General features: G+C 55.2%; 14 protein-coding genes. 8 read left to right on the plus strand and 6 right to left on the minus strand.

Annotated features, from left to right (window positions below; translation table 11 throughout):
* Positions 1-69 precede the first annotated feature (69 nt).
* Positions 70-816: an MBL fold metallo-hydrolase gene (locus G461_RS0102455; protein WP_026970639.1), complete on the plus strand. Its 747-nt coding sequence runs from the start codon at positions 70-72 to the stop codon at positions 814-816.
* On the opposite strand, the gene G461_RS0102460 is transcribed toward G461_RS0102455, so the two are convergent.
* Entirely contained in the window at positions 813-1,595 is a 783-nt protein-coding gene (locus G461_RS0102460) for a DeoR/GlpR family transcriptional regulator (RefSeq protein ID WP_026957520.1), read from the minus strand. The two genes, G461_RS0102455 and G461_RS0102460, sit on opposite strands and share 4 nt — an antisense overlap.
* Positions 1,596-1,756: 161 nt before the next feature.
* Here G461_RS0102460 and glpK point away from each other — a divergent pair, with 161 nt between their 5' ends.
* On the plus strand, positions 1,757-3,256 hold the full coding sequence (glpK, locus tag G461_RS0102465; protein ID WP_026970640.1) for a glycerol kinase GlpK: 1,500 nt from the start codon (positions 1,757-1,759) through the stop codon (positions 3,254-3,256).
* Positions 3,257-3,372: 116 nt separating this feature from the next.
* Complete coding sequence (locus G461_RS0102470) at positions 3,373-3,723, plus strand: DUF3301 domain-containing protein (protein WP_026970641.1); 351 nt, start codon at positions 3,373-3,375, stop codon at positions 3,721-3,723.
* Between the two features lie 20 nt (positions 3,724-3,743).
* Here the strand turns inward: G461_RS0102470 and yjeH are convergent, their stop codons facing one another.
* Complete coding sequence (yjeH, locus tag G461_RS0102475) at positions 3,744-5,000, minus strand: L-methionine/branched-chain amino acid transporter (protein WP_026970642.1); 1,257 nt, start codon at positions 4,998-5,000, stop codon at positions 3,744-3,746.
* 242 nt (positions 5,001-5,242) lie between these two features.
* Here yjeH and G461_RS0102480 point away from each other — a divergent pair, with 242 nt between their 5' ends.
* Positions 5,243-5,665, plus strand: a complete 423-nt coding sequence (locus tag G461_RS0102480) for an Lrp/AsnC family transcriptional regulator (protein WP_026970643.1) — start codon at positions 5,243-5,245, stop codon at positions 5,663-5,665.
* A 42-nt stretch (positions 5,666-5,707) separates the two neighbouring features.
* Here the strand turns inward: G461_RS0102480 and G461_RS0102485 are convergent, their stop codons facing one another.
* Both G461_RS0102485 and recG read right to left on the minus strand, forming a co-directional pair.
* Entirely contained in the window at positions 5,708-7,096 is a 1,389-nt protein-coding gene (locus G461_RS0102485) for a nucleobase:cation symporter-2 family protein (protein WP_026970644.1), read from the minus strand.
* Between the two features lie 263 nt (positions 7,097-7,359).
* A complete protein-coding gene (recG, locus tag G461_RS0102490) occupies positions 7,360-9,429 on the minus strand; it encodes an ATP-dependent DNA helicase RecG (RefSeq protein ID WP_026970645.1) in 2,070 nt (689 codons plus the stop codon).
* 209 nt (positions 9,430-9,638) lie between these two features.
* Here recG and G461_RS0102495 point away from each other — a divergent pair, with 209 nt between their 5' ends.
* The 3 genes from G461_RS0102495 (at position 9,639) to G461_RS23060 (ending at position 11,734) form a co-directional block, all read left to right on the plus strand.
* Entirely contained in the window at positions 9,639-10,193 is a 555-nt protein-coding gene (locus G461_RS0102495; protein WP_026970646.1) for a RodZ domain-containing protein, read from the plus strand.
* Positions 10,194-10,254: 61 nt separating this feature from the next.
* Positions 10,255-10,776 carry a DUF2058 domain-containing protein gene (locus G461_RS0102500; protein WP_026970647.1) on the plus strand — a complete coding sequence of 174 codons (522 nt, stop codon included), beginning with the start codon at positions 10,255-10,257 and terminating at the stop codon, positions 10,774-10,776.
* A gap of 76 nt (positions 10,777-10,852) precedes the next feature.
* A complete protein-coding gene (locus G461_RS23060) occupies positions 10,853-11,734 on the plus strand; it encodes a GGDEF domain-containing protein (RefSeq protein WP_051333304.1) in 882 nt (293 codons plus the stop codon).
* 62 nt (positions 11,735-11,796) lie between these two features.
* Here the strand turns inward: G461_RS23060 and pntB are convergent, their stop codons facing one another.
* Together pntB and G461_RS0102515 are read right to left on the minus strand one after the other, a co-directional pair.
* Positions 11,797-13,170 (minus strand): Re/Si-specific NAD(P)(+) transhydrogenase subunit beta, encoded by a 1,374-nt coding sequence (pntB, locus tag G461_RS0102510; protein ID WP_026970648.1) that lies wholly within the window; start codon positions 13,168-13,170, stop codon positions 11,797-11,799.
* A gap of 11 nt (positions 13,171-13,181) precedes the next feature.
* A complete protein-coding gene (locus tag G461_RS0102515; protein WP_026970649.1) occupies positions 13,182-14,723 on the minus strand; it encodes a Re/Si-specific NAD(P)(+) transhydrogenase subunit alpha in 1,542 nt (513 codons plus the stop codon).
* Positions 14,724-15,131: 408 nt separating this feature from the next.
* Here G461_RS0102515 and G461_RS0102520 point away from each other — a divergent pair, with 408 nt between their 5' ends.
* The gene (locus G461_RS0102520) at positions 15,132-15,512 is read left to right on the plus strand and encodes a hypothetical protein (protein WP_157360217.1); all 381 of its coding nucleotides are present in this window, start codon (positions 15,132-15,134) and stop codon (positions 15,510-15,512) included.
* Positions 15,513-16,194 lie beyond the last annotated feature (682 nt).

Below are 16,194 nucleotides of genomic sequence, written 5' to 3' on the forward strand. Positions count from 1 at the left end.
AAATGAAACACTTGTTTAACTAGAGCTCAGGCTCTAGGCTGTAACAAGGCATTAACATAAGGGGTGGAGATGCAGGTTCATCGCATAGTGGGGCATATTCAAAATATCTATCTGGCTCAGTACCCAGATAAACTGCTGTTGTTAGATGGCCTATGCCGCGCCGATGTGGCGGTGGTGGAAGCCTATGTGCGTGAGCAGTTGGCGATGCGGCCACAAGATATCAAAGCGGTGGTGGTCACCCATATGCACCCCGACCACGCTGGCGGTGCGGCGCTGTTGCGGCGACGTTATGGCTGCCAAATACTCACCTGGCAGCACAGGCACGCTTGGTATCGAGGGGCGTGGGGGCTGGGGCGTTATCTGTGCGATATGGTGCTTGCTTACTTTGTGGCGCGCCGTCAGGGCAAACGCTGGAAGAACCTGTTTTACTCGCCCTATCTTAAAGCCGATGGCCATTTGGACGATGGCCAGCCGATTCCCGGGTTCGAAGACTGGCAGGCCCTGCATACCCCCGGTCACACCGATCGGGATCTGAGCGTCTATCACCTGCAATCGCGCGCTATCTATGTGGCGGACAGCATTATTCGCGTCAAGGATAAGCTGGTTGCGCCGTTTCCGGTGCACTATCCCGCCCGCTATCGGCAAAGCCTGACACGCCTGATGCAGTTAGAGGTTAAGGAGTTTTTACTGGCGCACGGCGAGGGTGGGGCGCTCAGTCGGGCGCAACTGAGCGAGTTGATCATCAACAGCCCTGAGCGGCCGTCATCGTACTATCGATTGGCCAAGCAGATGCTGCGGCGTCAGTTTAGCGCTTAGCGTTCAAGTTGCGCTTCCCCGGCGCAATGCAGGCGTACCTCGTTGAGTGTTAAGCATTCGCGTAACTCGGATTGCGGGGCTTGGTCGGTGAACAGCCGGTCTACTTGGCTGATCGAGCCAATATTGACCATCGCATTGCGGCCAAACTTATGATGATCGGCGGCTAGCCACACCTCGCGCGAGCTGTCGATGATTGCCTGCGTTACCCGTACCTCGTGGTAGTCAAAATCCAGCAGTGAGCCATCGTTATCCACGCCACTAACGGTGATAATCCCATAGTCGAGGCGGAACTGTTTAATCAGATCGATGGTGGCTTCGCCGACGATCCCGCCATCTTTATTGCGCACCTCGCCACCGGCCACAATCACCTGACAGTCCGCTTTGCCCATCATTAACGCAGCAACATGCAAGTTGTTGGTGACCACGCGCAGGTCGTTGTGTTCCAGCAATGCCTGGGCGATTGCCTCGCTGGTGGTGCCGATATCGAGGAATAGCGAGGCACCATCGGGGATCTGCTCGGCGATCAGGCTGGCGATTTGCTGTTTGGCATCGGCCGCGAAGTTTTTGCGGGCTTGATAGCTGTCGTTGGTCACGCTGCTGCTGCGCAAGGATGCCCCGCCGTGGTGGCGCAGGATCTGCTGCTGGTCGGCCAGCTGATTGAGATCGCGGCGGATGGTTTGCGGGCTGACCTGGAGCTGGGCGACCAAATCTTCGGTGCTGCGAAAGCCATGCTGGCGAAGTTGCTCAATAATCTGCTGGTGGCGTAGCGCTTGTTTCAAAGTGGCATCCTGTCTCTGCGGCGAATAGGCCTTGTTGGTGTGACTACTTTAATAATCTTGAGCCAGTAAAGTTTGATCATGATCAACTATTTCGAAAGCGAACTGCGTGCTTTGAGCGAAATCGAGCATAATGCGCTCAAGACGTTATGCAAGGAACATCAATGAGTCACGAACAGTATGTAGTCGCGCTCGATCAAGGCACAACTAGCTCGCGTGCCATCATATTCAACCATCAAGCCGAAATTGTTGCCAGTTCTCAGCAAGAATTTCCCCAGTACTATCCCAAACCGGGCTGGGTGGAACACGACGCGATGGAGATCTGGGCCAGTCAAAGCGCATCCTTGACTGCTGTGTTGGCAAAGAGCGGTATTCGTAGCGATCAGATTGCCGCGATTGGTATTACCAACCAACGCGAAACCACCATTGTGTGGGACAAGAACACCGGTATGCCGGTATGCAACGCTATCGTCTGGCAGTGTCGACGTACCACCGAGATCTGTGAGCAATTGCGCGAGCAAGGCTGGGAAGACTATATCCGCGACAGCACCGGCCTGGTGCTGGATGCCTACTTCTCGGGCTCGAAACTAAAATGGATCCTGGAAAACGTACCGGGAGCGCGGGAGAAAGCCGATGCCGGGGAGCTGCTGTTCGGCACGGTTGATAGCTGGCTGGTTTGGAAGCTCACTAATGGGCGGGTGCATGTCACCGATATGAGCAATGCCTCGCGTACCATGCTGTTTAACATCAATACCCTGGAGTGGGATGACAAGCTACTGGACTTGTTTGGCGTGCCGCGCAGCATGCTGCCGGAGGTGCGTGAGTGTAGCGAAGTCTATGGCCAAACCAACATCGGCGGTAAAGGCGGTACTCGGATCCCAATTGCCGGGATCGCCGGTGACCAGCAAGCGGCGCTATTCGGTCAGCAGTGTTTCAATCAAGGCATGGCCAAGAATACCTACGGTACCGGCTGCTTTTTGTTGATGAACACTGGTGACAAGCCAGTACGCTCGCAACACGGCCTGCTCACTACCATTGCCTTCGGCCTGAATGGCAAGGTGAACTACGCCTTGGAGGGCGCGGTGTTTATGGGCGGCGCGACCATTCAATGGCTGCGCGATGAGCTGGGGCTGATCCGCGATGCCAGTGATACCCAATATTTTGCTGAGAAGGTCAGCGACACCAATGGGGTGTATCTGGTGCCGGCCTTTGTCGGCTTAGGCGCGCCATATTGGGATCCCTATGCGCGTGGCACCATGGTCGGTCTAACCCGTGGTGCTAACCGTAATCACATTATTCGCGCTGCACTGGAGTCGATCGCCTATCAAAGCCGTGACCTACTGGACGCGATGCAGGCCGATGCCGGTATTCCGCTTAAAACGTTGCGAGTGGATGGTGGCGCAGTCGCCAATGACTTCCTGTTGCAGTTCCAAGCGGACATCACCGGCGATGAGGTGGTGCGACCAAGCCTGATTGAGTCCACCGCTCAGGGCGCTGCTTTCCTAGCAGGTCTGGCGGTGGGTTATTGGAAAGATACCGCCGAGCTGGCCGACAAGGCGGCCATCGATCGCAGTTATCTGCCAAAGATCGAAGAGTCGCAACGCGAACAGCTGTATAAGGGCTGGAAACGCGCCGTTGAGCGCAGTCTTGCCTGGGAAGAGTAGCGCAGCCTCGCGTGGTTACTCGCATGGGAAGAGCATGCAAGGTATGCTTAAAAGCCGGACTGAGTCCGGCTTTTTTGCGAGCCGGCTTTGTTGAGACAGTTAGAAAGGAATAGGCGATGTTGGGTGATGTAGTGCTGTTAATGGTGTTGGTGTTTGTCGGGCTGTGGTTTTGGCAGCTGCGGCAGATGGCCGAGGCGAGTGAGCGCCACGCCAAGCGTGCCTGCAACAGCCAAAACCTGCAGCTACTCGCGGTTGCACTGCAGCGTGCTCGCCCCGCCTTTGGTGGCAACAGCGGCTTGAGCTGGCGCGGTAACTACCTGTTTGAGTTCAGCACCGATGGGGTTAACCGGCTGCAAGCCACTATGACCCTGCACGGTCAAACCTTGCTTGGGATTGATTGGCCGGTCTTCCCAGAACCGGAGTGGCAGCATGCGCCGGAGAGTAAGCGACGCAGCTGTTGTGGCTAGGGCTTTTGCCAGTGTTCGTATTAATGCTGCAGGCTAAGTCGACGTGCGCCTAGCTTTTGCGCCAGTAGCACCAGCACACTAAGGCTAAGGGCATAGCTAGCATCCATCCCCAGCGCCAGCAGCACCAGTGCACATAGCGCGGTGCTGATCGCCGCAACTACCCGCCACAGGCCGTTTAGTAGCACTACGCCCGCCGCCATACTTATTAGATACACCACCACAAAGTTGCCGTTGGCATAGCGGATCAGCTGCTCAATCGGTAGTGACCACCATTGAGTGACAGTAACACTGAGCATCGATGCGCCTACCACGACCAACAAGGCCCGGCCGGGCACTTTGTTGCTGGTAAGCTTGGCCAATGGATGACTGTGGCTATGCTCATCGCTGAGGCTCCAAATCAAGCGGGCAAAGCCTTGCACGTAGATGTTGATACTGGCAAAGCAAGCCAGATAGCCAATTACGGCGGCTACCCAAAGGCCCTTGTCGCCGAGCAGCGCTGCAAAGATGGTCGGCAGAGATTGGCTGTTGGCCAACTCATCGCCATAGCTGTGATGGTGCAGCACCAAGACTGACGCCGCGTAGTACACGCCTCCTGCCAACAACACGCCGCAAATCAGGGCGATGGGGAAGTCGCGTTCTGGGCGTTTGAACTCTTCACCTAGGTGAGTGAAGGCCTCAATCCCGACAAAGCACCAAAACATCACACCCAGCGCCGAGGCCACTTGGCCGTCGAGAATCGCGCTATTGGCCGGTGGCGACCACAGGGCCAGGCTGGGCGGTTCAAGGCCGATAAGCAGCACCACGGCGGAGACAATCGCAATCGCGATCACCGCTTGGATCTGGCCAACTTTTTTGGCGCCGGATAGGCCCAACAGCAGCATCAGTGCTAGTGAACCTAATTGAATTAGTAGAACCTGCCAGGATTGCAGCTCGAACAGCGACTGCCAGAAGCCACTGGCGATACCCAGCGCCGCAGGCAGGCCAACCGGTAGTACTGTGAGAAACAAGATCGCGGTTAAGCGTTCCGCCTTCTTACCAAAGGCCTTCGCCGCCAAGTGTGCAGGCCCGCCCGCATGGGGGTAGCGCTTGCCCAGCGCAGCAAAGCTAAACGCGATAGGTAGCACACACAGCACCAACAATAGCCATGAGGTAAGTGAGTATTCACCAGCGATGCTGGCGACGATGGCCGGAATAATGAACACCCCGGTCCCCAACAGGGAGGTGGTGAGCAAGGCAATCCCTTGTGGGATGCCGAGTTGGCGGTTGAGTCGGTCCATGCTGATCGTCCTTAATAACAGCTAAAGGCGGGAGTTAGGTCCACAGTCTACTGCTAATGCTGGGGACTAAGCACGAGTGAGAGTGGCGGATTTCCCCGTGAAATTCACGGAAGCCAGCGACGAATTGACGGCGGGTTGGCTTTGGCTGCGCGCCCATTGAGATTTTGCAGCGAGTGTAGCGATTTTGCCTAATCGCAAATAACCAGTACACTCGTGCATAGAGTGTGAAGGAAGGACTTGAGATGGACAAATTTGATCGGCAAATCATTAGCTTACTGGTTGAAGACGCGCGCCAGTCGGTGAGCGAGCTTGCCCGTCAGATCAATCTATCGCGCTCGGCCACTGCCGATCGACTTAAGCACTTGGAAGAGCAAGGCATTATCCAAGGCTACCATGCGCGCCTTGGCAGTACTGCAGCCACCTTATGTGCCTATCTGGAGCTGCACTACCGCGAGCATAACTGCGATGCTTACGCCGAGCAGATCCGCGCCATTCCCGAGGTCAAACGCTGCTGCGCAATTAGCGGGCAGGTGGATATGATCCTCTATGTAGAAGTTGAGAGCATGGCCCGGCTCGATGAAATCCGGGTCATTCTCGAGCAGATGGAAAAGATGGTGATGGTACGCACCCACATGGTGTTGCGTGATATCTGGCGCCGCGACTAAGGCGAGCCTTGGCCCGCCCTCGCGTTCATCAAAGCTTTTAACTTAGTTGGCTTCCGCCTGAGCCATCGCCGCGCGTTCTTGCTTGGCTGGCGATGGTGCTGGCGTAAACAGTAGCGTCATCACCACGGCGGTGATCCCACTGGTGGTTACTGGCGAGCTGAAGATACTTTGCACAATGGAGGGCGCCTGTTTGAGCACTTCCGGTACCATCATGACCCCCAAGCCCGTACCAAACGACACCGCCATAATCATCAGTTTGTGCCTGTCCAAACGTTCCTGAGCAATAATCTTGATCCCCGCCGCCGCGACGGTACCGAACATGACCAGTGTAGCGCCGCCAATCACTGGCTTGGGAATGGTCGATAGCAGCGCACCAACGATGGGAAACAGCCCCAGCAACACCAGAATCAGCGCAATGTAGTAGCCGATATAGCGACTGGCGATGCCGGTTATCTGAATCACGCTGTTGTTCTGACTAAAGGTGGTGTTGGGAAAGGTGGTAAACACCGCAGCCAGCATCGAGTTGATGCCATCACCCAAGATGCCGCGCTTAACCCGCTGCAGATAGCTCTCCCCTTCAACGGGCTGTTTGGTGACCATGCAGTTCGCAGTAATGTCGCCAGCAGTCTCGATGGCGGTGATGGCGTAAATCAGTGCCACCGGTACAAATAGCCCCCAATCGAAATCAAAGCCGAAGCGAAAGGGAATAGGCACGCTGATCAGCGGCTGGTTCAGCTTGCCTTCAAGGCTGACCATGCCCATGGCGCTGGCCAGTAGGTAGCCGGTCAGGATGCCAATTAAAATGGACGAGATGCGTAGCATCGGGTGCTTGGAGCGGTTAAAGGCGATAACGGTGATTAACACGGTGCCGCCGACCAGCAGGTTTTGCCAATGGCCCAAGGTAGGCGAGTTGAAGCCGCCCGCGAGGTCGGTCATGCCGACCTTGATCAGCGACACGCCGATGGTGGTCACGACCACACCGGTTACCAGCGGGGTGATCACCCGGCGTAGCTTGCCAATAAACTGGGAGATGACGATCTCTACCAACGCGCCAACCAGACACAGGCCAAACAGCATCGCCATCATCTGCTCAGGAGTGCCGCCGTTACCTTTCACCAGCAAGCCCGCGGCCAAGATGGTACTTAAGAACGCAAAGCTGGTGCCCTGCACGCAGATCATGCCAGCGCCAACTGGGCCAAACCTGCGCGCCTGAATAAAGGTGCCAACGCCAGAGACCATTAGCGCCATGCTGATCAGGTAAGGTAGGTAGTCGCCCAGACCTAGCACACCGCCGATTATCAAGGTCGGCGTGATAATGCCAACGAAGCTGGCGAGTACATGCTGTAGACCCGCATAAAGGGCAACTGCCGGTTGGGGACGATCCTCTAGCTGGTACACCAGCTCTGTGTCGCCGTGTGGGTGCTCGCTCAATGTAACCTCCTTGTTTAGACTGCTGGCCTCGCTCGGCAAGGCGGCAGGGAAGGTATCCCCGCCTCAATCTAGTAGGGGTAAGCAAAAACCTGACCAATTGTTCAGGTTCTGTCTGTGAAATACTCGAAAACGCCTTGTGGTGCGGGCGTGAGCACAATGTAGCGATGCTGTTACGGGGTGGGCTGGCTAGCGCAGGGCAGCGGCCTGCGCAGTAACTGTGCGGCTACGCACGGTTATTGAGCGTGAAGTTATCAACCGGCAACTTAGGCCTGAGCGAACTGTTGCTTGTTGCCCAGCCAACGTTGGATCAGTGGTTCGACGGTTTCAGGATGCTGCTGCAGGAGCTGGCGAGCCAGATTCTGCGCCTCTGGCAGTAGCTGTTGGTCGCGTAGCAGATCGGCCACTTTAAACTCCGCAACACCGGTTTGTTTGGTGCCTAATACCTCGCCGGGGCCGCGGATCTCCAAGTCGCGCTGGGCAATCACAAAGCCATCAGTGCTCTCACGCAGCACTGCCAGTCGCTGCTGGGCAGTTTTGCTGAGTGGGCTGTGGTAGAGCAATACGCAATGGCTTTCGACCTTGCCCCGGCCGACTCGTCCGCGTAGCTGATGCAGCTGCGCCAGCCCCAGCCGCTCGGGGTTTTCGATAATCATCAGGCTGGCATTAGGGACATCCACCCCAACTTCGATCACCGTGGTAGCCACCAGCAGGTCTAGTTCGCCTTGTTTGAACTGCTCCATCACCCATTGCTTTTCTTGGGCTTTCATTCGCCCGTGTACTAAGCCGATGCGTAGCTCTGGCAGGCGTTTTTGCAGCTCGTCGGCGGTATCCTCGGCGGCTTGGCATTGCAGTACCTCTGATTCTTCAATCAGGGTACAGACCCAGTAGACCTGGCGCTTGTCGTTGACGCAGGCCTGGCGGACTCGCTCAACAACTTGATCGCGACGGGTATCGGGCAGGGCAACGGTGGTGATAGGTGTACGCCCGGGCGGCAGTTCATCGATTATCGACAGCGATAAGTCGGCGTAGGCAGTCATTGCCAAGGTGCGCGGGATGGGCGTGGCAGTCATGATCAGTTGATGCGGCAGGCTGTGGTCGACCCCTTTATCGCGCAAGGCCATCCTTTGGTGGACGCCAAAGCGGTGCTGCTCATCGATGATTACCAGTGCCAGCCTGGCAAAGCTCACTTGGTCTTGGAAGATGGCATGGGTGCCGACTACCATCTGGGCTTCACCACTGGCAATCCGCTCCAGCGCCAGTTTTCGCTCGCTGGCCTTTTGCTTGCCCGCCAGCCACTCAACGCCGATGCCTAAGGGCTCCAGCCATTGGCGGAAGTTTGCGGCATGTTGCTCGGCTAAGATCTCGGTGGGGGCCATTAACGCCACCTGTAGCTGGTTACCCAGCGCTTGCAGGGCCGCCAATACCGCCACTAATGTTTTTCCGCTGCCCACATCGCCCTGCACCAGTCGCATCATCGCGTGGGGCTGTTGCAGGTCTTGTTCTATCTCTGCCACCACTCGCTGCTGTGCCTTGGTGGGCTCAAACGGTAGGCTGGCCAGTAAGGCTTGGGTGAGCTTGGGGCAGGGTGGCAGCGCTTGCGCGGGCAGCTGATGCTGGCTTTGCCGCAGCTTGAGCATACTTAGCTGATGGGCGGCCAACTCTTCGATGGCCAGTCGCTGCTGAGCCGGGTGTTGGCCCAGCTCAAAACTGGCGTGTTCGGTGGCTGCATTTGGGCGATGTAGTTCACCAATAGCTTCACTGAGCTCAAGGCGGTGGGGGCGAAGCGCCTCTGGGAGCAGCTCTTTCATTGGGTAGCGGCGCAGCATATCCAGAGCCTGCTCGCTGAGTTTACGCAGGCTCAACTGCTTTAACCCTTCGGTGGTGGGATAGACCGGGGTTAGTTGCTCTTCCACCTGCACCGCTTGGCCCGCTTGGCTGATCTGGTATTCCGGGTGGATCATCTCCCAGCCGTGGTTGCCGCGTTTGACCTCGCCAAAACAGCGCATCATCAGGCCGTTTTGCATGGCCTGGCGCTGGGCATTACTGAAGTGGAAGAAACGCAGGGTAATGGCACCGCTGGCATCGCTAATCCGGCAGACTAGCATGCGCTTGCGCCCTTGTAGCACATCGACCTTGCTGATCTCGCCCTGCACGCTGACATGCAGGCCATTGAGTAGGTCGCCAATCGGCCAGAGCCGAGTGCGATCCTCGTAGCGTAGTGGCAGGTGTAGCAGCAGGTCCCCGACGCTATGGATGTCGAGTTTGTGCAGGCGCTCCGCCAGTTTTGCGCCCACGCCTTTTAAGGTGGTGATGTCGAGCTTATTCGGGTCCACGTCGCTTGCTGCTAATAGCCACTGTAAATTTACACAGGTATCGGCAGTATATATGAGTTTTCAGCAATTTATAGCGTGGTTGCGCGATTCATCGTCAGAATTTTGGCTCTTTATACCCGCACAACCTCTGAATCCTGCATCTTGAGATTGTTCGGGTATAGTGCATGGATTTTGCTAGGATCAGCGAAGATCGACGATGTGGAGGATCTATGAAATCACAGTGTTTTATCCGCCTTGGCCTGTTCAGTAGCGCATTACTGAGTTGTGTAGCAATGGCCTCCTCGGGGCCGCAGATTGAACAGCCCATTGAGCGCCCAAAACCTGAACATCCCATCGAGATCCCAAGGCCTGAACAGCCGATCGAGCGTCCGGGTCGGCCCAATCGCCCTGGTGGGCGGCCCTACCCGCCGGTGGTGGTGTATCCCCCTAGCATTAACCTGCCGGTAGACTGGCAAGGCTCCACCATCACCTTTTATCAGGTGGCAAAAGAGCAGGCCCCGCTACCCGGTGAGTTGACCAATATTGAAGTAGCAGCGGATGACCGCGCCAAGCTGATGATTATTGACGCCAAGCAAGAGGTGGTGTTTGACGGCTGGCTGGGCATGGGCGATTTGCGTCAATGGCAGGTGCGCCATCCGGTGCAGCTGTTTTTCTCTGAGCTCAACGAGATTGAACTAACTGTGGCGGGTGAGGCCATCGACCTAAGTGGCTACCCCCAAGATAGCGCGGTTTCGTTACGCTTCGGCGAAGCGGAAGGTCAATGACAACTATTCACCCCGCTGTTGGCTTCACGTATCATTAGCCCATTCGATTTAGGGGGATCACATGGCAAAGTTGTCACTGCAAGAACAAATGATGAAGGCTGGCCTGGTTAGCCAGAAGAAGGCGCAAAAGGCCAAGAAGCAAGCGAAAAAGGGCCGCACTATGCGCCGTGAAGTGCAAGCAGCCACTCAGGCTCAGCGCGAAGAACAGTTGCAGCGCGATCAGGCCCTCAACCAGCAGCGTAACCAGGAAGCCCAAGACAAGGCCATTGCCGCGCAGGTGAAACAATTGATCACCACTAATGCCATCGATATCAGTGGCGGTGACATCACCTACAACTTCACCCACGATAGCGTGGTGAAAAACCTCGATCTTAACGCCAAGCATCGCCAAGATGTGATCGATGGCCGCTTGGCCATTGCAGTATCAGAAGGCAAGTATTTCGTGTTGGCCAAAGTGGTGGCCGAGAAGGTTGCCCAGCGCGCGCCAGAAGCGATTGTGGTGCTGTACGACCCTGCCAGCGAGCAGGTGGATGAAGATGACCCTTACGCAGATTATCAGATCCCAGATGATTTGATGTGGTAATTCACTGAGCCGACCTTGGGTCGGCTTTTTTGTGCCAGAATGAAAGCAAGTTTTACGCGAAATAACCGGAGCTCTAGTGTTACTGAATAAATACAGCGCATTCTATTTGTTGGTACTGGTTACCATCGGTGTGCTTCATTACTCCCTGTTTCCTGTTCATCTGGAGTTCGATGTTGCCAGCATCCTGGCGGAAGGCTGTATCAGCTTGGTGGTGTTGTTTATCTTGTTGAACCTGTCTCAGCTCAATCTCACCCGCGGTACCCTCAATTTGCTACGGATTGCGTTCTTGTTATTGCTGATTTCACTCAGCGTGGACGTGCTCGATGAGGTCTACCAACAGCCGGGCTTTGTCACTTCGCTGTTTGAAGACCTGTTCCAAGTCATCGGTTTTGTGGTGCTGCTGTTCGGTATTCGCTTATGGATCCGCAGCAATAACCTGCAAAAAGAAAAACTTAAGCTGTTGGCCACCACCGATTCAATGACCGGAGCACTGTCGCGACGGGCGTTTTCTGAGGCGGTTAGTTTGGAGTTTCACAAGATGAAACGTGGCGGTATGCCGTTTGCTGTACTGCTGCTCGATCTGGATAACTTCAAGTCGATCAATGATACCTATGGCCACAGTGCGGGCGATGCGATCCTTAAGGGCTTTGTAGAAGAAGTCGACCACTCGATACGTAAAAGCGATGTGTTTGCCCGCTGGGGCGGGGAAGAGTTTATCTTGCTGGCCACCAATATCGATGACGCTGGCTTGAGCATCTTGGCAGAGAAGTTACGCGCGGTGGCGGAAGGGATGGCGGTGCGCCATCAAGGGCAGCTTATTCGTTTTACTACCAGTATCGGTGGCGATTTCTCGCGGCTTGAGGATGATGGCTGGGAAGACACGATTAACCGCGCGGACGACCTACTGTACAAGGCCAAAGCAAAGGGACGTAACCGGGTTGAGTTGCCACTGCAGTAGCGGGTTGGCCATGCAAAAGAAAGCCGGCTGACGCCGGCTTTTTACTGCCTAAAACTATCGAACTAGATGGCTTTGAGGATGTTATCCACCGAGGCCTTGGCATCGCCAAACAGCATGTCGGTGTTCTCTTTGAAGAACAGCGGATTTTGCACCCCGGCATAGCCGGTGGCCATGGAGCGTTTAAACACTACTACATTCTTGGCATTCCACACCTCCAGCACGGGCATACCTGCAATTGGGCTTCCGGGCTCTTTGGCAGCTGGGTTCACCGTGTCGTTAGCGCCGATAACCAGCACCACGTCGGCATCGCTGAAATCGTCATTGATCTCGTCCATCTCGAACACGATGTCGTAGGGCACCTTGGCTTCGGCGAGCAGCACGTTCATATGGCCGGGCAAACGCCCTGCCACCGGGTGAATAGCGAAGCGCACATTCACGCCTTTCTCGCGCAGCTTCTTGGTAATATCGGCCACCGGATACTGGGCTTGGGCAACTGCCATACCGTAGCCCGGGGCGATAATCACTTCATTAGCGGCTTTGAGCATCTCGGCTACGTCTTCTGTTTGTACCTCGGTGTGCTCGCCTTGTTCGCCATCGCTCACCACCGTGCCGCCTTCGGCGCCAAAGCCACCGAGGATCACGCTGATAAACGAGCGGTTCATCGCCTTACACATAATGTAGGAAAGGATGGCACCTGAGCTACCCACTAGCGCACCGGTGATAATCAGCAGCTCGTTGCTCAGCATAAAGCCCGAAGCCGCAGCCGCCCAACCGGAGTAGGAGTTGAGCATCGATACCACCACTGGCATATCGGCACCACCAATGGCAGCCACCAGGTTGTAGCCAAACACAAAGGCAATCAAGGCCATCAGCACTAGCGCCCAAACTCCGCCCGTCGACATATAGATCGCGCCGAGCAGCAGCGAGACGATAATCATCGCCAGATTGAGCTGGTGGCCACCGGGCAGGCCTTTCGCCGCCGATTTAATCACGCCGCGTAGCTTACCGAACGCCACAATCGAGCCGGTGAAGGTCACCGCACCAATAAAGATACCCAAGTACACTTCCACGTCGTGGATGGTTTTGGCGGCGCCAAACATGGGTGCGTGCTCGATGGCGCTGGAGAAGCCTACTAGTACTGCGGCCATCCCCACAAAGCTGTGCAGCATGGCGACCAGCTCAGGCATCTCGGTCATCTCTACGCGCAGCGCGACTCGTACCCCGATGGCGGCACCGACGGCCATCGCCAGAGTGATGATCCAGCTACCGCCGCTGACTTGGGAGCTGGCGAGGGTGGCGATGATCGCCAGTGCCATACCCACGATGCCGAAGATATTGCCGCGTTGTGCGGTGTCTTGGCGGCTTAGGCCCGCCAGACTAAGGATAAATAGCAGAGCAGCGATCAAGTAGGCTGCAGTTACAATTCCCTGTGACATGTTCGCTCTCCTTACTGCTCGTCTTTACGGAACATTTTCAGCATCCGTTGGGTAACCGTGAAGCCACCGACAATGTTAATGGTGGCAATCAAAATCGCGATTCCCGAAAGGAACAGCACGATGCCTGAGGCTTGGGTGGTCATCTGTACCAGTGCGCCGAGTACGATGATGCCACTGATGGCATTGGTTACACTCATTAGCGGGGTGTGTAGCGCATGGGTGACGTTCCACACCACGTAGTAACCGACCACACAGGCCAGCACGAAGATGCTGAACAACTGCAAAAACTCGGTGGGGGCGTTGTGGGCGATCCAACCAAACAGCAGCGCACCACCGGCAGCCAAGGCCGGTTTGAGCCATGGCTTGACCGGTTTCGGCTCTTCCACGGGGGCGGGCTCGGGAGCGGGTGCTGCTTGTGGCTGGGCGCTGACTTGAATCGGCGGCGGCGGAAAGGTGATTTCGCCATCTTTAACCGCCGTTACGCCGCGGATAACCTCGTCCTCGAAATCGATATCGACTTGGCCATCTTTGTTAGGGGTCAGCAACTTGAACAAGTTGACCAAGTTAGTGCCATAAAGTTGACTGGCTTGGGCGGGCAGGCGGTTAGACAGATCGGTAAGGCCGATCAAGGTGACATCATGCTTCACCACGATCTCGCCAGGATCGGTGAGCTCGCAGTTGCCACCAGTGGCTGCCGCTAGGTCGACAATCACGCTGCCCGGCTTCATCAGCTCCACCATATCGGCCAGAATCAGCTTCGGTGCCGGCTTACCGGGAATAAGCGCTGTGGTGATGATGATATCGACATCTTTGGCCTGCTCGCGGAACAAGGCCATCTCGGCATCGATAAAGGCCTGGCTCATCTCTTTGGCGTAGCCGTCACCGGGTCCGGTATCTTCCTCTTCGTAGTCCAGCTCTAAGAACTCAGCGCCCATGGAGTTGATCTGCTCTTTTACCTCGGGGCGGGTATCGAAGGCGCGGACAATCGCGCCCAAGCTACCTGCTGCGCCGATGGCGGCCAAGCCGGCAACACCGGCACCGATAATCAAAACCTTCGCCGGGGGAACCTTACCGGCTGCGGTGATCTGTCCGGTAAAGAAGCGCCCAAAGTGGTTGGCTGCTTCGATAACCGCGCGATAGCCATCCACGTTCGATAGTGAGGAGCGGGCATCCAGCGACTGGGCGCGCGAGATCCGCGGGACCATGTCCATGGCGAGTAGGTTGATGCCTTTATCCTTACACTGCTCGAGCAGCTCGGGGTTTTGTGCGGGCCAGGCAAAGCTGGCGATGGTGGTGCCGCTGCTGGTGAGCTCCAGCTCTTCGCTGCTTGGCGCGTTGATCTTAAAAACAACGTCGGAGGCAAAGGTTTGTGCCTGGCTACCAAGGCTTGCACCGGCCTCTTGATATGCCTCGTCCAGAAAATTGGCGGCGCTGCCTGCGCCTGTTTCTACCATTACGTCAAAGCCAAGCTTTTGTAACTGCGCCACGGTTGCGGGAGTTGCAGCTACCCGGGCCTCGTTAGTGACGCTCTCCTTGGGTATTCCAATTTGCATAGTCTGTTCCTGCTAGTTGTAGGTATTTGTCTTAACGGCGTTCCATAGTGCGATTACTGCTCAAGTTGCTGGTTTTTTAACCCTGTGATGGCTATGTAAGAGAACTCAGAGCTAAAGGTCAATAGCAAAAGTGACATTTAGCCGCTTTATCGCAATGGTAAAACCTCTTATGTTAACAATGGGTTACATTGTTGCTTGGGCGCTTAGCCCGCGCCAACTGGGCGCAGGCTCGCAGAAATGGCGCTGTTTGAAGAATTGGCCCCAGGATTGCTTATACTCATGTTAAGGAAGTGTTAATTGCAAACTGCAATCAACACGGATTAAGGAAGACATAGAACGACCCTGTCTAAGTGCAATTTTTTGGAGGTGTCTATGATCCTTAGAACATTAGTTTTGATATTGAGTTTTGTGAGTTGTTCGGCCGGTGCCAGCCTGTTGTTTGATGTAAAGGTGTCGCCGAAAGCCTTGGCCCGCGGCGTTAGTCAGAGCCCAGGCCCTGCGGTGTTGGCTTTTCGTTCCAGCATCTCAAGCGAGGGCCAGAGAAATGTAGTGCAACGCTCGGGCATTGCCATCGAATATCAACAGAGCTCGTCGTGGAAGCGCAACTTTAGAGGCAGCCTTAGCTGGCAGGTCAATCCAAACCTCAGCTTTAAAGCGCGTAGTTCCGGTATCAAGTCGCGGCTATATATGCCGATGAAACAACTATGCAGTTACTGTTTTACCCAAGTGGAAACCTCGTTAAGACGTAATGGCGATGTGAAGCTGCAGCTTCGCACCTACTTTGAGTAGATTGCATCGAGCCTTACGGAAGGTAAAATGCGCGCGGTGAGTCTTCTTTGCTTAGGGTTTCAGTATATACTGTTGCCGTTGGCTTTCGGGCTGTTTGTTTCGATAACTAGATAAGTGAATTAAGGTGTTTCATGCTGGGCTATGTGCTGTTGGCCCTGCTATTGGTTGTCGCACTTCCTATCGCAAGTTTCTTTACAGGTTATATGGATGCCTACCTTCGCTTTGGTCCTAGTATCTCGGGCGCTGCGATTCTAATGTGGGTGGTGCGAGACATAAAGCAGATGGTACGACGCCGCCGATAAGGTTGGCGGTTTAAAAGAGGCAGTGAATAAATATTCATTGCCTCTTTTGTTTTTTCTCCAAAACTATTTCTAAGCGCTTGTTTTTTCGGGGCTTGTTGAGCTGTAACGCAGGTGAATTAAGACTGATCTTTTACGAAAAATAGCTGATTTTCAGTTGATCTCTGGAAGGTGTAAGTTATTGATAAATAAAGGTTATGTTGTTTTGTTTGTGACCTAAAAGACAGAAGATATACTTTTCACTTCACATTTCACCGAAAAAAACGTAACTTATCTGACTCGAAACTGAGCAAGATCAAACTGATTAGATAAATCTAAGCGAAGTCACGGACTCAGGCTTGCGGAATTTTTATTCAAGTTCTAGCCTGAAATTGGCAGCGGAT

Origin of the sequence: Aliagarivorans marinus DSM 23064 (genome assembly GCF_000429485.1) — a bacterium.
Classification (GTDB): domain Bacteria; phylum Pseudomonadota; class Gammaproteobacteria; order Enterobacterales; family Celerinatantimonadaceae; genus Aliagarivorans; species Aliagarivorans marinus.